Annotated in this window: 11 protein-coding genes; 2 read left to right on the top strand and 9 right to left on the bottom strand. The window is 71.9% G+C overall.

What is annotated here, in order from left to right; all coding sequences use genetic code 11:
- Positions 1 to 40 precede the first annotated feature (40 nt).
- Complete coding sequence (locus tag Q7L65_RS21670) at positions 41 to 1,249, top strand: glycosyltransferase family 4 protein (protein ID WP_304724426.1); 1,209 nt, start codon at positions 41 to 43, stop codon at positions 1,247 to 1,249.
- Here Q7L65_RS21670 and Q7L65_RS21675 read toward each other — a convergent pair.
- From Q7L65_RS21675 to Q7L65_RS21685, 3 genes are all read right to left on the bottom strand, one after another.
- Complete coding sequence (locus tag Q7L65_RS21675; RefSeq protein WP_304724428.1) at positions 1,246 to 1,881, bottom strand: hypothetical protein; 636 nt, start codon at positions 1,879 to 1,881, stop codon at positions 1,246 to 1,248. The genes Q7L65_RS21670 and Q7L65_RS21675 overlap by 4 nt on opposite strands.
- On the bottom strand, positions 1,878 to 3,488 hold the full coding sequence (locus tag Q7L65_RS21680; RefSeq protein ID WP_304724430.1) for a hypothetical protein: 1,611 nt from the start codon (positions 3,486 to 3,488) through the stop codon (positions 1,878 to 1,880). The genes Q7L65_RS21675 and Q7L65_RS21680 overlap by 4 nt, the downstream gene beginning before the upstream one ends.
- 114 nt (positions 3,489 to 3,602) lie before the next feature.
- Positions 3,603 to 4,382 (bottom strand): SDR family NAD(P)-dependent oxidoreductase, encoded by a 780-nt coding sequence (locus tag Q7L65_RS21685; RefSeq protein WP_304724431.1) that lies wholly within the window; start codon positions 4,380 to 4,382, stop codon positions 3,603 to 3,605.
- A gap of 56 nt (positions 4,383 to 4,438) precedes the next feature.
- Between Q7L65_RS21685 and Q7L65_RS21690 the strand changes: the two genes are divergently transcribed.
- Positions 4,439 to 4,885: a MarR family winged helix-turn-helix transcriptional regulator gene (locus Q7L65_RS21690; protein ID WP_304724433.1), complete on the top strand. Its 447-nt coding sequence runs from the start codon at positions 4,439 to 4,441 to the stop codon at positions 4,883 to 4,885.
- A gap of 54 nt (positions 4,886 to 4,939) precedes the next feature.
- On the opposite strand, the gene treY is transcribed toward Q7L65_RS21690, so the two are convergent.
- From treY to treS, 6 genes are read right to left on the bottom strand one after another with little or no spacing between them, the layout of a single operon-like run.
- Positions 4,940 to 6,979 carry a malto-oligosyltrehalose synthase gene (treY, locus tag Q7L65_RS21695; RefSeq protein WP_304724435.1) on the bottom strand — a complete coding sequence of 680 codons (2,040 nt, stop codon included), beginning with the start codon at positions 6,977 to 6,979 and terminating at the stop codon, positions 4,940 to 4,942.
- Between the two features lie 22 nt (positions 6,980 to 7,001).
- Complete coding sequence (gene glgX, locus Q7L65_RS21700; RefSeq protein WP_304724437.1) at positions 7,002 to 9,140, bottom strand: glycogen debranching protein GlgX; 2,139 nt, start codon at positions 9,138 to 9,140, stop codon at positions 7,002 to 7,004.
- On the bottom strand, positions 9,137 to 10,996 hold the full coding sequence (gene treZ, locus Q7L65_RS21705) for a malto-oligosyltrehalose trehalohydrolase (RefSeq protein ID WP_304724439.1): 1,860 nt from the start codon (positions 10,994 to 10,996) through the stop codon (positions 9,137 to 9,139). Before treZ ends, glgX begins: the two co-directional genes overlap by 4 nt.
- Positions 10,993 to 13,233, bottom strand: coding sequence for a 1,4-alpha-glucan branching protein GlgB (gene glgB / locus Q7L65_RS21710; RefSeq protein WP_304724441.1), 2,241 nt, complete (start codon positions 13,231 to 13,233; stop codon positions 10,993 to 10,995). Before glgB ends, treZ begins: the two co-directional genes overlap by 4 nt.
- On the bottom strand, positions 13,230 to 14,636 hold the full coding sequence (locus tag Q7L65_RS21715; RefSeq protein ID WP_304724443.1) for a hypothetical protein: 1,407 nt from the start codon (positions 14,634 to 14,636) through the stop codon (positions 13,230 to 13,232). The genes glgB and Q7L65_RS21715 overlap by 4 nt, the downstream gene beginning before the upstream one ends.
- Complete coding sequence (gene treS / locus Q7L65_RS21720; RefSeq protein WP_304724445.1) at positions 14,626 to 16,452, bottom strand: maltose alpha-D-glucosyltransferase; 1,827 nt, start codon at positions 16,450 to 16,452, stop codon at positions 14,626 to 14,628. The genes Q7L65_RS21715 and treS overlap by 11 nt, the downstream gene beginning before the upstream one ends.
- Positions 16,453 to 16,521 lie beyond the last annotated feature (69 nt).

The following is a 16,521-nucleotide window of genomic DNA, read 5'->3' on the forward strand; positions in this document are numbered from 1 at the left end:
GGCGCGGGCGCCGGTCCTGGCCGGCGAGCCAAGTTCCGGCATGGCCACCACTCGCGTCCTCATCCTCTCCTGGGAGTACCCGCCGCTGGTCGAGGGCGGCCTCGCCCGGCACGTGCGCAAGCTGTCCGAGCAGCTCGTGCGCCACGACGTCGAGGTGCACGTGCTGACGCGCGGACAGGTGCGGATGCGCGCTCACGAGGAGGTCGCCGGGGTCCACGTCCACCGTCTGCGCGAGCCGAGAAAGCCGCGCGACCTCGACGAGTTCCTGACCTGGATCGAGCAGATGAACGGCGACATGGTCACCGCCGGGCTGGAGCTGGGCGAGCGGCTCAGGTTCGATCTCGTGCACGGGCACGACTGGCTCGTCGCGGCGGCGGGGGAGGAGCTTGCGAAGGCACTCGGCTGCCCATGGGTCGTGACGATCCACGCAACGGAGTACGGCCGTCATCAGGGCTGGGTCGACAGACACCCGCAGTCGCACATCCACGCGGTCGAGACGTGGATGGCGCGCAGCGCGGACGCCGTGATCACCTGCTCGCACTACATGCGCGATCACGTCACCGACGTCTACGCGCTCGACGACGCCTCGGTCGCGGTGATCCCGAACGGGATCGACCCGCTCGACCTGCAGGCGGTCGAGGACCTCGACGCGCTGCGCGCGAGATTCGCCGCTCCGCACGAGCGGCTCGTGCTGCTGGTCGGCCGGCTCGTCTACGAGAAGGGCTTCCAGATCGCGCTGGAGGCGCTGCCGGGCGTGATCGAGCGGCTCGGCGACGTACGCTTCCTCGTCGCCGGCTCCGGCACCGCCGAGCGAGAGCTGAGAAGACAGGCGGCGAGACTCGGCCTGCGCAGACACGGCACCTTCATGGGCTGGATCGGCGACGACATGCTGCACTCGCTCTACCGCATCGCCGATCTGACGGTGGTGCCGAGCATCTACGAGCCGTTCGGGCTGGTGGCGCTGGAGGCGATGGCGTCCGGCTGCCCGACGATCGTCGCCGACACCGGCGGCCTGCGCGAGGTCGTGCCCAACGAGGAGGTCGGCCTGCGCTTCCGCTCGCGCGACCCCAGATCGCTGGCGACGATGATGGAGCGCGTGCTGTCCGACGACCCGCTGCGTGAGCGCCTGATCGCCGAGGCGAGCGAGCACGTGCTGCGCTTCGACTGGGCCGACATCGCGCGCCAGACACGCGACGTCTACGGCGAGCTGCTGCGCGGCGGCGAGCTGCGGCCGGGGCTCGCGGTCTAGCTCCACACCACCCGCCGGCGCCCACGCCAGCCCCAGCCGAACAGGAAGCCGCCGAGGACGCCGGCGGTGACGCCGGCGATGATCGTGAGCACGCCGCTGCCGGTCCAGCTCGGGCCGCCCTCGGTCACGACGTAGGGGACGCCGTCCGGCCGTATCCGCTCGGAGCGGCGCGTGCCGGCGACGTAGCCGCAGACGATGCTGACGCGCCCCGGCTGCGACGTGAACGTGCCGACGGAGACGGCGTTGCCGAGCGTCGTGGAGACCGTCTGGCGCGAGCCGCTGAATCTCGTCAGCACGCCGTCGGGCATCGACGCGACGCAGCCGGTGTCGCGTGCGACGAGGTCGTCGTTCTCGGAGTTGCGCACGAGTCCGCCCTTCAGCAGCAGGTAGACGGAGTAACGGCGCCGCTCGCCGTTCGGCACGTCGAACGCGACCGCGCCGCGCAGCCCGTCGCGGACCGTCCCGCGCGCGACCGCCCGGCTCTCGATCCGGTCGCGCGCCTCGATCGCCTGCACGATCCCCGCGACCGTCGCACCGATCCCGCCGACGAGCAGGACGACGCCGAGCAGCAACCGGATCCAGCCGTGGCGGCGGACCGTCGGGCGACTGCCGAACGGGTCGTCGACGATCATCCCTGGTCGATCGCCGGCCAGCAGTAGCGATGGGGCGGGACGGTCTCGCCGCCCCACGCGTCCAATCGGTCGATCAGCTCGGCGACGCGGGCGACGGGGCGGACGATCGCGGGCAGGCCGGCGAGGTCGTCGTCGACCGCGGCCAGCGGCGGGCGCAGGCCGAGGCCGTTGCCGAGGCGCGCCTGCAGGATCTCCGACTCGTAGGCGGCCCAGCGCTCGCGTCCGGCGGCGTACTCGGGCCGGTCGCGGTAGACGAACACGACGTGCTGGCAGCCGTGCGTGCGCATCCGGTCCTTCCCGTCGGCGCACGGCTGCTTGGGGCCGACGTTGGTCGACATGAAGCCGCCCTGGACCAGGGGGCTCGGGCGATCGACCGTCGCCTGCGCGCTGTAGCTGTCCTGCGGCCGCAGCCCGACGACCTCCAGGTACGCCCGCAGCAGCTCCTGCGGCGTCGCCGGCAGGTAGGGGAACGGCGACGGCACCGGCGGCGGGTGGTGGACCTTCAGGTGGACGGCGCGGCCGATCGCCTCCCAGTTGAGCACCTCGACGTGGATGCCCGCGTCGGCGAGCTGGTCGGGCGCGAGCGCGACCGGGGCGGCGTCGCGCATCCGCGCGAACGTGCCCGAGGACTCCTGCGGATGCAGCGCGACGATCCCCTTCACGAGCGTCACCAGCTCGCCGGCGCTGTCGTCGCTGCCGCTGCCCTTCAGCGCACGGAACTCGGAGATGCGCGCGAGCCCGGCGCACCGCTCCGGCCCGATCCCCGCCGCGAGGCAGAACGCGAGCGCGAGATCCTCGTCGAGCACCGACGGCTCTCCGAGCCGCCGCGCGACCCAGCGATCCTCGCCGCGGAAGGAGGTGGCGACGAGCGGCGCGGCGGAGGGACCTCCCGCCGCCCCCGCCGCATGCACCACGTCCCACTCGACCACGCGGCCGCGCTCCGAGTACGGCGTCACCGGCCCGCTGATCCGGTCCGGGACGCGGTAGACGCCGAAGATCAGGTCGGGGCGGGCGGCGAGGCCCGATTCCCGCAGGTACGCGAGCAGCTCGGCGAGCTGCGTCTCGCCGCGCGTCGCGATCCGGCTGATCGCCGTCGGGACCGCGTCGGGCGCGGCGAACGGGGCGCGGATCAGGTCGCGCGCGCGGCGCTCCTCGGCGGCGAGGCGGGCGCGCTCGACGGGGTCGGAGACCTGCTTGACCTCCTGGATCCCGAACGACTGCCGCAGCGCCTGCTTGAACTCGCCCTTGCGCTGCGCGCGCAGCTCTCTGACGACCGGGAGCGTTCCCTGCTGCATCATGCTCGCCTCGATCTCGGCGGGCGAGGCGAAGTCGCCGATGCCGGCGCCGTGGACGTATCTGCCCGCCGGTCCCTCCAGCACGCGCGTCTGCTCGGAGATCCGCTTCGCCTCCTCCCACGCGGCCTGTGACGCCGCGCGGCCCTGCTCGACCTGCGCCATGTTCGCGTCGTATGCGGCGCGCTGCTCGGGCGTCAGCGACGCAAGGCTCGCCTCGATCTGCGCCTGGTCGACCCCGTTGCGTGCGGCGTCGATCCCGCGCATGAAGTTCGACGGCTTGAATGCCAGCGCGACGTTCTTCAGGAATCCCATCGTGCGGCGCACCGTACGCCGGCCGCCGCGATCCGTCAGTGTCGGATCGGTCTCGCGTCGGTGTCACGGCCCACGTCGCCGCGGTTGCGACGGCGCCGCGGCGGGACGCCGCGCTCACCACGTCACCGGTCCGTCGTCGTCGAAGAAGCCGCCCGTCGGTCCGTCGTCGGGCAGCGTCGCCAGCCTGATCGCGATGCGCGCGCCCTGCTCGGGCGTCCGGACTCCGCGGAAGCCGTTGAAGTCGGTCGCGACGTGACCCGGTGCCGCGGCGTTGACCTTGATCGCGGTGCTCGCCAGATCGCGCGCGTAGTGGACGGTGATCGCGTTCAGCGCCGTCTTCGAACTGGAGTACGGCATCGACGGTCGTCCCACGAAGGCCCCCTCGTCGCCGAGCGATCCGCGCAGGCTGGAGACGTTGACGATCCGCGGCGCGCGCGCCGCGAGCAGCAGCGGCAGCAGCGCGTGGGTGACGGCGACGACGCCGAAGACGTTCGTCTCGTAGACGACGCGAAAGTCGTCGGCGGTGGCGTCGGCGGCGCTCGTGCGGACCGCGGTGCCGGCGTTGTTGACGAGCACGTCGAGGCGGCCGAAGCGCTCCGCGACGAACGCCGCGGCGGCGTCGACCGAGTGCTGGTCGGTGACGTCGAGCTGCAGCGGGACGACGGCGACGTCGCCGGCCGTTCGGTGGGCTGCACCGCGCGAGTCGTCGTCGGCGGTCGCTCCGCGCGCGTCCGCGGTCAGCTCGGCGGCGGCCGCCGCCCCGCGGGCCTGATCGCGCGAGCCGAGCAGGACGGTCATTCCGGTACGGGCGAGGCCCTGTGCGATCGCCTTGCCGATTCCCTTGTTGGCGCCGGTCACGAGCGCGACCGGTTGATCTGGGCGGTTGGTTTCCATGTAAACCACTATAGCGCGTGGTTGTCATGTAAACCCGTCGCTATGCTTCCGCTCACATGACCGAACCGCTCACGCCCGACGAGCTGCGCCTCTGGCACGCCTGGAAGAACGCCGGCGAGCGGGTGCGCGCGCGGGTCGTGCACGACGTCGCCGCGGCGACGGACCTGTCCGAGCCCGACTTCGGCGTGCTCGACCGGCTCGTCAAGCTCGGCGGCGGCGGACGGCTCGCTCAGCAGCAGTTGGCGGATTCGATGCGCTGGTCCAAGAGCCGGCTCTCACGTCATCTGACGCGGATGCAGGCGCGCGACCTCGTCACGCGCCGCGCACGCAGAGACGGGCCGGGGACCGCGGTCGCGATCACGCCGGCCGGCCGCCGTGCGCTCGACGCGGCACTTCCGGTCCACGCCGACGCCGTCCGTCGTCACCTGACCGACCGCATCACGCCGGACGAGGCGCAGCTCGTGCTGGCGCTCGCCGAGCGGCTGCAGCGCGAACGCGACTGACGCGCCGACGGCGCGCCGCGCCGCACCGTGCCGCGCGCCGTCGCGGCGCCGCGGCTACGAATCGCGCTCGAGCAACGCCAGCCCGTACGCGTCTACCAGGTCGTCGACCCGCGTCTCGGCGTCCAGTGCGAACCCGCCGCGGTCGGCGAGGACGCTGCGCCAGGAGCCGAACAGGGCGGGTGGGAGCGTCAGCACCGCGTCGTCCCAGGCGCGCACGCCGACGACCACGATCGCGTCATCGCCGCGCGCGAAGGCGCACACGCCCGGTCCCGCCTCAAGCGGCAGATACGACCCGCCGGTGAAGCTCGCGGGCCGCCGCTCGCGCAGCGCCAGCGCCCGCACGATCAGGTCGAGCTTGCGCGTCTCGTCGGTCGCCTCCGCGCCGTCGCGCAGCGAAGCGAGCAGTCTGCGCCGCAGCTCCCAGTCGACCGGCCGGCGGTTGTCGGGGTCGACGAGGCTGAGCGCCTCCAGCTCGTCGCCCTGGTACACGTCCGGCACGCCCGGGACCGTCAGCTTCAGCAGCAGTTGCGCGAGCGCCGAACGACGCCCCTCGGCCACGACCCGCTCCAGGAACGGCTCGAAGTCGTCGAGGAACGGGCGGTGCGTCAGCAGCGCGGTCGCGAACTCGACCGTACGCGCCTCGTGGCGCTCGTCGGGCTCCGCCCAGCTGCTCGTGCGCTTGCCCTCGCGCAGCGCCTTCACGAGGTAGCCGCCGAGCCGCTCGGCGGAGATCGGCCAGGCACCCGCCAGCGTCTGGTAGATCAGGTACTCCTCGGTCGCGTCGGGGATCCCGTCGGCGCGCAGGTCGGCGGTCAGCTCGCGCCAGGCGAGCACTCGCTCCCGCCACTCCTCGGCCATCCCCGCGAGCGCGCCGATCCGCGCGCGCACGTCGCCGGAGCGCTTCGTGTCGTGCGTCTGCGTCTCCAGCAGGTTGTGCGGGAAGCGGCGCGCGCGCAGCGCGTTGGCGGCGTGGAAGTCGGCGACGGTGAGCGAGAAGCGGGCCGGCTCGCCGCCGACCTCGTTCAAAGCGGTCAGCCGCATGTCGCGGTAGAAGGCGGTGTCCTCGATGCCCTTCGCGGTCACCGGCGGCGAGGTCTGCTGAAAGCGCGTGACGAACTCGTCGTGGCCGCGCTCCTGCAGCGTCAGCACGCGCTGCAGCCGCTCGGACATGTCCGCCGCGGCGATCGCGGCGCGGTCGTCGTCGCTCACGGACGCAGGGCCGGTGGCCGGCTCCACATACGTCCGATAGCGCGGCAGGGCCGCCATCGCGTCCGCGATCCCCGGCTCGTCCAGCTGCGTCCGCAGCCGCGCGATCTCGCGCGCGAACGTCGTCGTCGCCAGCAGCACCTGGGCTTCGAGCGCGATCTCGTGGAACGGTCGCGACTCGCCCGTGACCTCGGCCGCCAGCCGCGTCAGCACCGCCTCGCCCGCGGGGTCGACGAACAGCGCCGTCGCATCGTTGAGGAACTCGTAGCCGACGGTCCCCTCGACCGGCCAGTCGGGCAGCTGCTCGGCGGGCGCGTCGAGGCTGAGGATCTTCTCGACCCAGACATGCTGCGCGCCCTCGTCGCGCAGCCGGCGCAGGTACGCGGCCGGGTCGGCGAGCCCGTCGGGGTGGTCGACGCGCAGGCCGTCGATCACGCCCTCGCGCACCAGTTGCAGGATCTTGCCGTGCGTCGCGGCGAACACGTCCGGGTCCTCGACGCGCAGCCCGACGAGGTCGTCGATGTCGAAGAAGCGCCGGTACCAGCCGTCGGCCGGGTCGTAGTCGAAGTACTTCGGCCGCAGCGACTCGTCCGTCCACCACGGGTTCTCGTCGCCGACGCCCATGTGGTTGGGCACGATGTCGAGCACGATCCCGAGGCCGGCCGCCGCCAGCGAGCGCAGTCCCTCCTCGCCGCCCAGCGGCTCGCTGACGCGCGACGGGTCGACGACGTCGTAGCCGTGCGTCGAGCCGCTGCGCGCCTGCAGCGAGGGGGAGAGGTAGAGATGCGAGACGCCCAGATCGCGCAGGTACGGGACCAGCTCCGCCACCGCGGCGAAGTTCAACTGCGGCGACAGCTGCAGGCGGTAGACCGCGCGCGGGACGCTCATCGAAACCCGACCCCCTCGACGCTCATGCGATCCGCCGCAGGACCTTCAACGAGCGCGACCGCACCAGCAGCTCGCTGCGCGCCTCGAAGCGGCCTTCGCCGGGCACGATTCTCGCCTCGTAGGTGCACAGCTCGTGCGTCCAGGCGCCGCCGTACGCGGCCGCCGGCAGCGTGAACGTCGCGTCGTCGTGATGGGCGTTGAACAGCAGCAGGAACGAGTCGTCGAGGATCCGCTCGTTTCTGATCGTGCGCGTCGCGGTCGCCTCGCCGTTGAGGAAGACCCCCAGCACGAGGCTCTCGGGCGCGTCCCAGTCGCGCTGCGTCATGCGGTGGCCGTCGGGCCGGAACCACCACACGTCGGGGAGCCTGTCGCCCTCCGGATCCGCGCCGCGCAGGAAGTCGTGGCGGCGGAAGATCGGGTGGTTGCGGCGCAGCTCGATCAGCCGCCGCGTGAACGCGACCTGCTCTCTGCGGTCTTCGAGCAGGCTCCAGTCGTACCAGGAGATCTCGTTGTCCTGGCACCAGGCGTTGTTGTTGCCGCCCTGCGTGCGGCCCAGCTCGTCGCCGCCGAGCAGCATCGGCACGCCCTGCGACAGCACCAGCGTCGTCAGCAGGTTGCGCTGCTGACGACGGCGCAGTCTGGCGATCGTCGGGTCGTCGGTCTCGCCCTCGATGCCGCAGTTCCAGGAGCGGTTGTCGTCGGTCCCGTCGCGGTTGCTCTCGAGGTTCGCCTCGTTGTGCTTCTCGTTGTAGGTGACGAGATCGCGCAGCGTGAAGCCGTCGTGCGCGGTGACGAAGTTGATCGACGCGAACGGGTCGCGGCCGTCGGCCTCGTACAGGTCGGCGGAGCCGCTGAAGCGCTGCGCGAAGTCCGCGACGCCGGCCGCACCGCGCCAGAAGTCGCGCATCGTGTCGCGGTAGATCCCGTTCCACTCGCTCCACAGGACCGGGAAGTTGCCGACCTGGTAGCCGCCGGGGCCGACGTCCCACGGCTCCGCGATCAGCTTCACCTGGCTGAGGATCGGGTCCTGGTGGATCGTGTCGAAGAACGCCGACAGGCGGTCGACGTCGTACAGCTCGCGCGCCAGGGCGCTGGCGAGGTCGAAGCGGAAGCCGTCGACATGGCACTCGGAGACGAAGTAGCGCAGCGAGTCCATCAGCAGGCGCAGGACGGCCGGCTGGCGCGCGTCGAGCGTGTTGCCCGTGCCGGTGTAGTCCATGTAGTGACGCAGGTCCTCCGGCACGAGCCGGTAGTACGTGCGGTTGTCGACGCCCTTGAACGACAGCATCGGCCCGAGGTGGTTGCCCTCGGCGGTGTGGTTGTAGACGACGTCGAGGATCACCTCGATTCCCGCTCTGTGCAGCGCCTTCACCATCCCCTTGAACTCGCGCACCTGCTCGCCGTGCTGGCCGGTCGCGGCGTAGGCGGCGTGGGGGGCGAAGTAGCCGATCGAGCTGTAGCCCCAGTAGTTGGTCAGGCCCTTGTCGAACAGGAAGCTCTCGTCCACGATGTGGTGGATCGGCAGCAGCTCGACGGCGGTGACGCCCAGCTCCTTGAGGTACCCCAGCGCCGCCTCGGAGGCGAGCCCGGCGTAGGTGCCGCGCAGGTCCTCGCGCACCTCCGGGTGCGTCATCGTGAAGCCTCTGACGTGGGTCTCGTAGATGACCGTGTCGTGCCAGGAGTTCCTCGGCGGGTGGTCGCCCTCCCAGTCGAACGAGGCGTCCACGACGACCGACTTCGGGATCGCCGGCGCGGAGTCCTCGTCGTCGCGCTCCATGTCGGCGTCGTCGGGCACGTCGGCACCGCCGGGCACGTACGGCAGCGTGTTCGCCTTGTCCCAGCCGACGCCACCCTCGATCGCCTTCGCGTAGGGGTCGATCAGCAGCTTGGCGGGGTTGAAGCGGTGGCCGCTTCTGGGGTCGTACGGTCCGTGGACGCGGTAGCCGTAGCGCTGGCCGGGCCCGATCCCCGGCACGTAGCAGTGCCAGTGGTGTGCTCTGACGTGCTCCAGCTCCAGCCGCGTCTCACGGCCGTCCTCGTCGAACAGGCAGAGGAAGATCCGCTGCGCGTACTCGGAGAAGATCGCGAAGTTGACGCCCTCCCCGTCCCACGTCGCGCCGAGCGGGAACGGCTCGCCGAGCCACAGCTCGTAGGCGCTCATCGGGCGCTCACCAGGGCGCCCGAGAGGGCGGGGAGCTCGACGGCCGCGCCGACCTCGGCGTCGTCGTCGGCACTCGCGTCAGCCGCTTGCACCGCCGCGTTCGCACGCAGCTCGGTCGCGCCCGGGTGCGTCGCGAGCACCAGCCGCGCGGCGTCGCCGCCGGCCGGCACCGTCGCGGGCACCGCGCCGAAGTTCATCAGCAGCGTGTGCTCGCCGCGGTGCACGCGCAGGCAGCCGGTCAGCGGATCCAGTTCGACCGCGTCGACGTCGTCCTGGCCCAGCTCGCGGCGCGTGCGCAGCAGGTCGCGGTAGAGCTGCGCCAGCTCGGGGTCCGCGGCGCGCGTCAGCTTCGAGCGCTCGAACGTCGCGAGGGCCTGTGGATCGGGTACTTCTTCGCCGCTGAAGGCGGCGAACGCGGCGAACTCGCGACGGCGTCCCTCTCTCGTCGCGATCGCGATCTCCGCGTCGATGTGGTCGCTGAAGAAGAGGAACGGTGCGTCCTCTCCGTATTCCTCGCCCATGAAAAGCATGGGGGTGAACGGTGCCAGAAGCACGCAGAAGGCGGCGAGCGGTCGCACTTCGCGCGGCAGCCGATCGCCGAACGCGCGGTTGCCGACCTGGTCGTGGTTGGCGCTGAAGACGACGAACTGGCGTGCCGGCCGGTCCAGCGCGGGAGCGCCGAAACGGCGTCTGCGCGAGGGCGAGTAGTCGCCGTCGAAGACGAACGGGCGCTGGAACGCCTTCGCGATCTGCGCCAGCTCGCCGAAGTCGGCGTAGTAGCCCTCGCGCTCGCCGGTCAGCACGACGCGGATCGCGTGGTGGAACTCGTCGGCCCACTGCGCGTCGCAGCCCCAGCCGCCGAGCCGCTGCGGGCGGATCACCTTCGGATCGTTGAGCGCGCTCTCGGCGATCACGATCGGCGCGTGCGGCGGCGCGACGGTCGCGCCGTCGCCCGATGCGGCGCGCGCGGCGGCGACGGCGGCGGCGCGCTCGGCGCCCGCGGCATGCACCCGCGCCGCGATCTCGCTGACGATCGGGCGGGCGGAGTCGTCGTAGATCGCGTGGATCGCGTCCAGGCGCAGGCCGTCGATGCCGAAGTCGCGGACCCAGCCCTCGGCACTCTGCAGCACCCATTCGCGGACCGGATCGCACTGCTCGTCGTCGTAGTTGATCGCCTTGCCCCACCACGTCTCGTGCTTGGCGGTGAAGTAGGGGCCGAACGCCTCCATCGCCTTCACGCCGGAGGCGCCGAGGTGGTTGTAGACGGCGTCGAGGATCACGCCGAGGCCGGCGTCGTGGGCGGCCGCGACGAGGCGAGCGAGCCCCTCCGGACCGCCGTAGCTCGACTGCGCGGCGGAGATGTAGACGCCGTCGTAGCCCCAGCCGTGGTGGCCGGGGAACTCGGCGACCGGCATCAGCTCGATCGCGGTCACGCCCAGCTCGGCAAGCCCGGCGAGCTGCGGGATCGCGGCGTCGAACGTGCCCTCGGCGGTGAACGTGCCGACGTGCAGCTCGTACAGCACGAGCCCGTCGGGGTCGACGCCGTGCCAAGCGCCGGCGCCGCGTGCGAGCCGCCGCGGGTCGACGACCCGCGAGCTCCCGCGCAGCCCGTCCGGCTGCCAGCGCGTGGCGGGATCGGGCAGCGCGTCGCCGTCGAGCACGAAGCGGTAGTCGTCGCCGTGCGCGGCCGCCAGGGTGACCGACCAGAAGCCGGCCTCCTCGGGCGCGAGCGGGTGGCGCTCGCCGCGCAGCTCCAGCTGAGGGCTGCGCTCCGGCGCCCACACCCGGAACTCGACTGTCCCGTCGCCCAGCGGCGTCGCGCCGTGGCGCCGCTCCCACGGATACGCCGTCGTCAAGAGTCGGTCCCTTCCGGCACGAGCCAGACGACGCCAAGCGGCGGCAGCACCAGCTCGGCCGAATGCGGCTGGCCGTGCCACGGGACGCCCTCGGCGAAGACGCCGTCGCCGTTGCCGATGCCCGCGCCGCCGTATTCGGCCGCGTCGGTGTTGAGCGCCTCGACCCAGCGGCCGCCGCGCGGCAGCCCGACGCGGTAGGTCTCGCGCGGGATCGGCGACAGGTTCGCGACGCAGACGAGCAGGTCGCGCGTGTCGCCAGAGCGCGGATCGGCCGGATCCAGCCTCCCGCCGCGCGCGAACGCGATCACGTTGCGCTCGGCGTCGTTGGGCTCCAGCCACCAGAATCCAGCGGGCTCGAAGTCGACCTCCCACAGCGCGGGCCGATCCCGGTACACGTGGTTCAGATCGCGCACGACGCTCTGCACCCCGCGATGCCCGTCCTGCTCCAGCAGGTGCCAGTCGAGCGAGCGCTCGTGGCTCCACTCCTGCTCCTGCGCGAACTCCTGGCCCATGAACAGCAGCTGCTTGCCCGGGTGCGCCCACATGAAGCCGTACAGCGCGCGCAGGTTGGCGAGCTGCTGCCAGCGGTCGCCGGGCATCTTCGACAGCAGCGAGCCCTTGCCGTGCACGACCTCGTCGTGGCTCAGCGGCAGCACGAAGTTCTCGCTGAAGGCGTAGTGCATCGCGAACGTCAGCTCGTGGTGGTGGTAGCGCCGATACACCGGATCCTGCTTGAAGTATTCGAGCGTGTCGTGCATCCAGCCCATGTTCCACTTGAAGCCGAAGCCGAGCCCGCCGACGTAGGTCGGGCGCGAGACGGCCGGCCACGAGGTCGACTCCTCCGCCGCGGTCATCACGCCGGGCACGCTGCCGTACAGCAGCTCGTTCATCTCCTTCAGGAACTGGACCGCCTCGAGGTCCTCGCGCCCGCCGAACTCGTTCGGCACCCACTCGCCCTCCTCGCGCGAGTAGTCGAGGTAGAGCATGCTCGCGACCGCGTCGACGCGCAGGCCGTCGACATGGAACTCGCGCGCCCAGAAGAGCGCGCTCGCGAGCAGGAAGTTCTTCACCTCGGTGCGGCCGAAGTTGAAGATCAGCGTGCCCCAGTCCGGGTGCGCGCCGCGGCGCGGGTCGGAGTGCTCGAACAGCGCGGTGCCGTCGAAGCGCGCGAGCGCCCAGACGTCGCGCGGGAAGTGCGCGGGGACCCAGTCGAGCAGCACGCCGACGCCGCGCTCGTGCATCCGGTCGACGAACTCGCGAAAGTCGTCCGGCGTGCCGTGGCGCGGGGTGGGGGCGAAGTAGGAGGTGACCTGGTAGCCCCAGGAGCCGGGGAACGGGTGCGCCATCACCGGCAGCAGCTCGACGTGGGTGAAGCCCATCTCCACCACGTAGTCGGCCAGCTCGTCCGCGAGCTCGCGGTAGGAGAGCATCCGGTCGCCCTCCTCCGGTCGCCGCCGCCACGACGGCAGGTGGACCTCGTAGATCGAGGTCGGGATCGCGAGCTGGTCGGCCTCGGCGCGGCGCGTCAGCCAGTCGGCGTCGCGCCAGGCGTGGTCGGTCGCGTGCACGATCGAGTTCGTCTCCGGCGGAATGTCGGCGGCGAACGCGAACGGGTCGGCGTGCAGCACCAGCTCGCCGCCGGCGCCGCGGATCTCGAACTTGTAGCGGTCGCCGCTCCTGACGCCGGGCACGAACAGCTCCCAGACGCCGGAGGAGCCGAGCCCGCGCATCGGATGCAGGCGCCCGTCCCAGCCGTCGAAGTCGCCGACGACGCTGACCGAGCGCGCGTTCGGCGCCCAGACCGCGAACGCGGTGCCCTCGACGCCGTCGAGCGTGCGCACGTGCGCGCCGAGCCGCTCGTAGAGGCGCTCGTGACGCCCCTCCGCCAGCAGGTGCTCGTCCAGTTCGCCGAGCGTCGGCGCGTGGCGGTACGGATCGTCGACCGGGAACGCGCCGTGCTCGCCGTAGTCGACCGCGAGGCCGTATCTGAGCGGCAGCTCCGCGCCCGGGACGACGCCCTCGAACAGGCCGGCGACGTGGACCCGCTGCAGCTCGACCGGCTCACCGCCGTCGGGGTGGACGGCCACGTGCAGCGCGTCCGGCCGCCACGCGCGCACGACGACGCCGCCGTCTGGGCCGGCCGGGTGCGCGCCCAGCAGCCGGTGCGGGTCGCGCAGGTCGCGCGCCAGCAGCGCGGCGAGGTCCGCGTCGAAGGTGTCGGGACGGAGCAGTGTCATTGGATCGGCTCCTCCAGCAGGCGCGCGATCGCCGCGGCGGGGATCGGCACCCAGTCGGGTCGGTGGTCGAGCTCGTAGCGCAGCTCGTAGACGGCCTTCTCCAGCTCGAAGATCGACAGCAGCGTCTGCGTCGCGGCGGTGCTCGGCGGCAGCAGCGTGGGCTCGACGGCGGCGAGGTAGCCCTCCAGGAACGCCTCCCGCGCCTGCTGCTCCCACGCCTCGTCGACCTCGACGCCGCGCTGCAGCCTGGCCGCGAAGACGGCGTACGCGAGCGAGCGCAGCAGGCCCGCGACGTCTCTCAGCGGCGAGCCCTTGCGGCGCCGGTCGCGCAGCGCGCGCGCCGGCTCGCCCTCGAAGTCGAGCAGCACCCACGAGTCCGCGACGCCGTCGCGGCCGGGCACGAGCAGCGTCTGGCCGAGGTGGAAGTCGCCGTGGTGGCGGATCAGCCGCCCGACGCCGCCGAGGTGCGAGACGAGCCGCAGCCGGTCGCGCGCCTCCTCGCCGCGGCCGGCGATCGACGCGAGTCGCTCGTCGTCGCCGGGCAGGTCGAGGAACAGCCGCTCGATCTGCTCGTCGATCGTCGCCGTCATCAGCGGCAGCGCCTCCTCGCTCGCCTCCTCGGGCGCGAACGCGGGGTCGTTCATGTCGGACGCGAGCACGCTGTGCATCGCGCCGACGACGGCGCCGAGGTCGCGCAATCGGGTGAGCAGCGCGGCCGGCTCGTCGGCGAGACCGTCGAGCACCAGCTCCCAGCCGTCGATCCCGCCCTGTACGAGCCGCTGCGCGACGCCGAGCGTCGCGTCCATCACCTCGCCGGCGTACTCGTACCAGCCGCCCAGCTGCGCGATGTGCGGGAAGCCGTGCGCGGTCAGGAAGCGCACCATCTCCAGCTCCGGGTTCTCGCCCGGCTCGAGTCTGCGAAACGCCTTCAGCACCAGCCGCTCGTCGAGCACGACCGACGAGTTCGACTGCTCGGCGCCCATCGGCCGCGCCGGCGGGTCGCCGAGCGGCGGGGCGCTGGTGTCGTCGAGCCATCGGAACGCGACGCGCGACTCGTCGCCGACCGACGCCTGCTCGCGCAGCATCGCCGACAGCCCGTCGATCGCCTGCGGGTCGACGAGCGCGTCGTAGACGGTCGCCTCGCCGAGCTGCTGCACGACGCCGCGCTCCCAGCCCTCGCCCGCCGGCCGCGCGGCCAGCAGCAGCTGGTAGAGGTCGTGCGTGCCGCCGGGGAAGCGCGCCTCGACGATCGCCAGCGCCAGCGGCGGCGGCCCGTCGTGCAGCACGATCGTGTCGAGCACGCGGACCTGCGCCAGCTCGCGCGACTTCGCGCCGAACCAGCGTCGTTCGGCCAGCCATTCGGCCAGCAGTCGCTCGTCCAGCTCGTGCAGATCAGGCAGCATCGGACGAGTCCTTCCGTTCGTCGTCATCGCCATGGTTCGTACCCGCGTCGCCGGTGCCGATCGCAACGGTCGCGTCGCCACCGCCCGCGCCGGCCGCGTCGCCGTCGTCCTCGCCGCGCAGCAGGAACCAGAAGAAGCCGCGCGGGGCGAGCGTCAGCAGGTACGGCAGCTCGCCGATGCGAGGGAATCTGGTGCGCCCGAACATCTCCTCGGGCCAGCGCCCCTCGAAGGCCGACAGGTCCAGCTCGACCGCCTGCGCGCTGCGCGCGAGGTTGTGGACGCAGAGCGCGATGTCGTTCTCGTACCGGCGGATGTGGGCGAACACCTTCGTGTTGGAGGGCGACAGCGGCTCGTACGTGCCGACGCCGAAGACCGGATGCTCCTTGCGCAGCGCGATGAAGCGCTTCAACCATCGCAGCAGCGAGGTCGGCGTGCGCAACTGGGCCTCGACGTTGACGGCCTGGTAGCCGTAGACGGGGTCCATCAGCGGCGGCGCGTACAGCTGCGCGAAGTCCGCGCGCGAGAAGCCGCCGTTGCGGTCCCCGGTCCACTGCATCGGCGTGCGGACGCCGTCGCGGTCGCCGAGGTAGACGTTGTCGCCCATGCCGATCTCGTCGCCGTAATAGAGCACCGGACTGCCGGGCAGCGAGAACATGATCGCCGTCATCAGCTCGATCTCGTCGCGGCCGTTGTCCAGCAGCGGCGCCAGCCGGCGGCGGATCCCGAGGTTGAGCTTCATGCGCGGATCCTTCGCGTACTCCGCATACATGTAGTCGCGTTCCTCGTCGGTCACCATCTCGAGCGTCAGCTCGTCGTGGTTGCGCAGGAACAGACCCCACTGGCAGTTGCCGGGGATGTCGGGCGTCTGCTCCAAGATCTCGTACATCGGCGTCGCGTCCTCGCGCCGCAGCGACATGAACATCCGCGGCATGACGGGGAAGTGGAACGCCATGTGGCACTCGTCGCCGTCGCCGAAGTACTCGACGACGTCCGACGGCCACTGGTTCGCCTCCGCCAGCAGCACGCGATCCGGGTAGGCGGCGTCGACCTCCTTGCGCACGCGTCTGAGGAAGGCGTGCGTCTCGGGCAGGTTCTCGCCGTTGGTGCCGTCGCGCTCGAACAGGTACGGGACGGCGTCGAGGCGGAAGCCGTCGAGGCCGAGGTCGAGCCAGAAGCGCAGCGCGTCGAGCATCGCCTCCTGCACGGCCGGGTTGTCGTAGTTGAGGTCCGGCTGGTGACTGAAGAAGCGGTGCCAGTAGTAGGCGCCGGCGACCGGGTCCCAGGTCCAGTTCGACGGCTCCGTGTCGACGAAGATGATGCGCGCCTCGGAGTAGCGCTCGTCGGTGTCGGACCAGACGTACCAGTCGCGCTCGGGCGAGCCGGCGGGCGCTCTGCGCGCGCGCTGGAACCACTCGTGCTCGCTGGAGGTGTGGTTCATCACGAGGTCGGCGATGATCCGCATCCCGCGCTCGTGCGCGGCGTCGATCAGCGTGCGCACGTCCTCTATCGTGCCGTAATCCGGATGGACGGCGTAGAAGTCGGCGATGTCGTAGCCGCCGTCGCGCAGCGGGGAGGCGTACATCGGCAGCAGCCAGATGCAGTCGATCCCCAGCCACTGCAGGTAGTCGAGCTTCTCCGTCAGACCGCGCACGTCGCCGGAGCCGTCGGCGTTGGCGTCGAAGAAGCCGCGCAGGTGGATCTCGTAGAAGACCGAGGTCTTGAACCAGAGCGGATCGCTCTCGAACCAGTGCGACGGGGTGTAGGCGGCGCGGCTGCCGGGCGGCGGCGCGGAGGGAGGCGTCGGCTCAGCGCTCATGAGGTTGCCTCCGCCCGCAGGAACGAGCCGCCAGGCGAGCTCTTGCGGCCGAATGCGAGACCTCTGGTC

This window comes from Conexibacter sp. CPCC 206217 (assembly GCF_030646165.1).
In the GTDB taxonomy this organism is placed as follows: domain Bacteria; phylum Actinomycetota; class Thermoleophilia; order Solirubrobacterales; family Solirubrobacteraceae; genus Conexibacter.

What these genes read in the sequence shown, in the direction of transcription:
- Q7L65_RS21675 (WP_304724428.1), bottom strand. Translation starts at nt 1,881, where the DNA reads ATGATCGTCGACGACCCGTTCGGCAGTCGCCCGACGGTCCGCCGCCAC.
- glgB (WP_304724441.1), bottom strand. Translation starts at nt 13,233, where the DNA reads ATGACACTGCTCCGTCCCGACACCTTCGACGCGGACCTCGCCGCGCTG.
- Q7L65_RS21715 (WP_304724443.1), bottom strand. Translation starts at nt 14,636, where the DNA reads ATGCTGCCTGATCTGCACGAGCTGGACGAGCGACTGCTGGCCGAATGG.
- Q7L65_RS21690 (WP_304724433.1), top strand. Translation starts at nt 4,439, where the DNA reads ATGACCGAACCGCTCACGCCCGACGAGCTGCGCCTCTGGCACGCCTGG.
- treS (WP_304724445.1), bottom strand. Translation starts at nt 16,452, where the DNA reads ATGAGCGCTGAGCCGACGCCTCCCTCCGCGCCGCCGCCCGGCAGCCGC.
- Q7L65_RS21680 (WP_304724430.1), bottom strand. Translation starts at nt 3,488, where the DNA reads ATGGGATTCCTGAAGAACGTCGCGCTGGCATTCAAGCCGTCGAACTTC.
- Q7L65_RS21685 (WP_304724431.1), bottom strand. Translation starts at nt 4,382, where the DNA reads ATGGAAACCAACCGCCCAGATCAACCGGTCGCGCTCGTGACCGGCGCC.
- treY (WP_304724435.1), bottom strand. Translation starts at nt 6,979, where the DNA reads ATGAGCGTCCCGCGCGCGGTCTACCGCCTGCAGCTGTCGCCGCAGTTG.
- Q7L65_RS21670 (WP_304724426.1), top strand. Translation starts at nt 41, where the DNA reads ATGGCCACCACTCGCGTCCTCATCCTCTCCTGGGAGTACCCGCCGCTG.
- glgX (WP_304724437.1), bottom strand. Translation starts at nt 9,140, where the DNA reads ATGAGCGCCTACGAGCTGTGGCTCGGCGAGCCGTTCCCGCTCGGCGCG.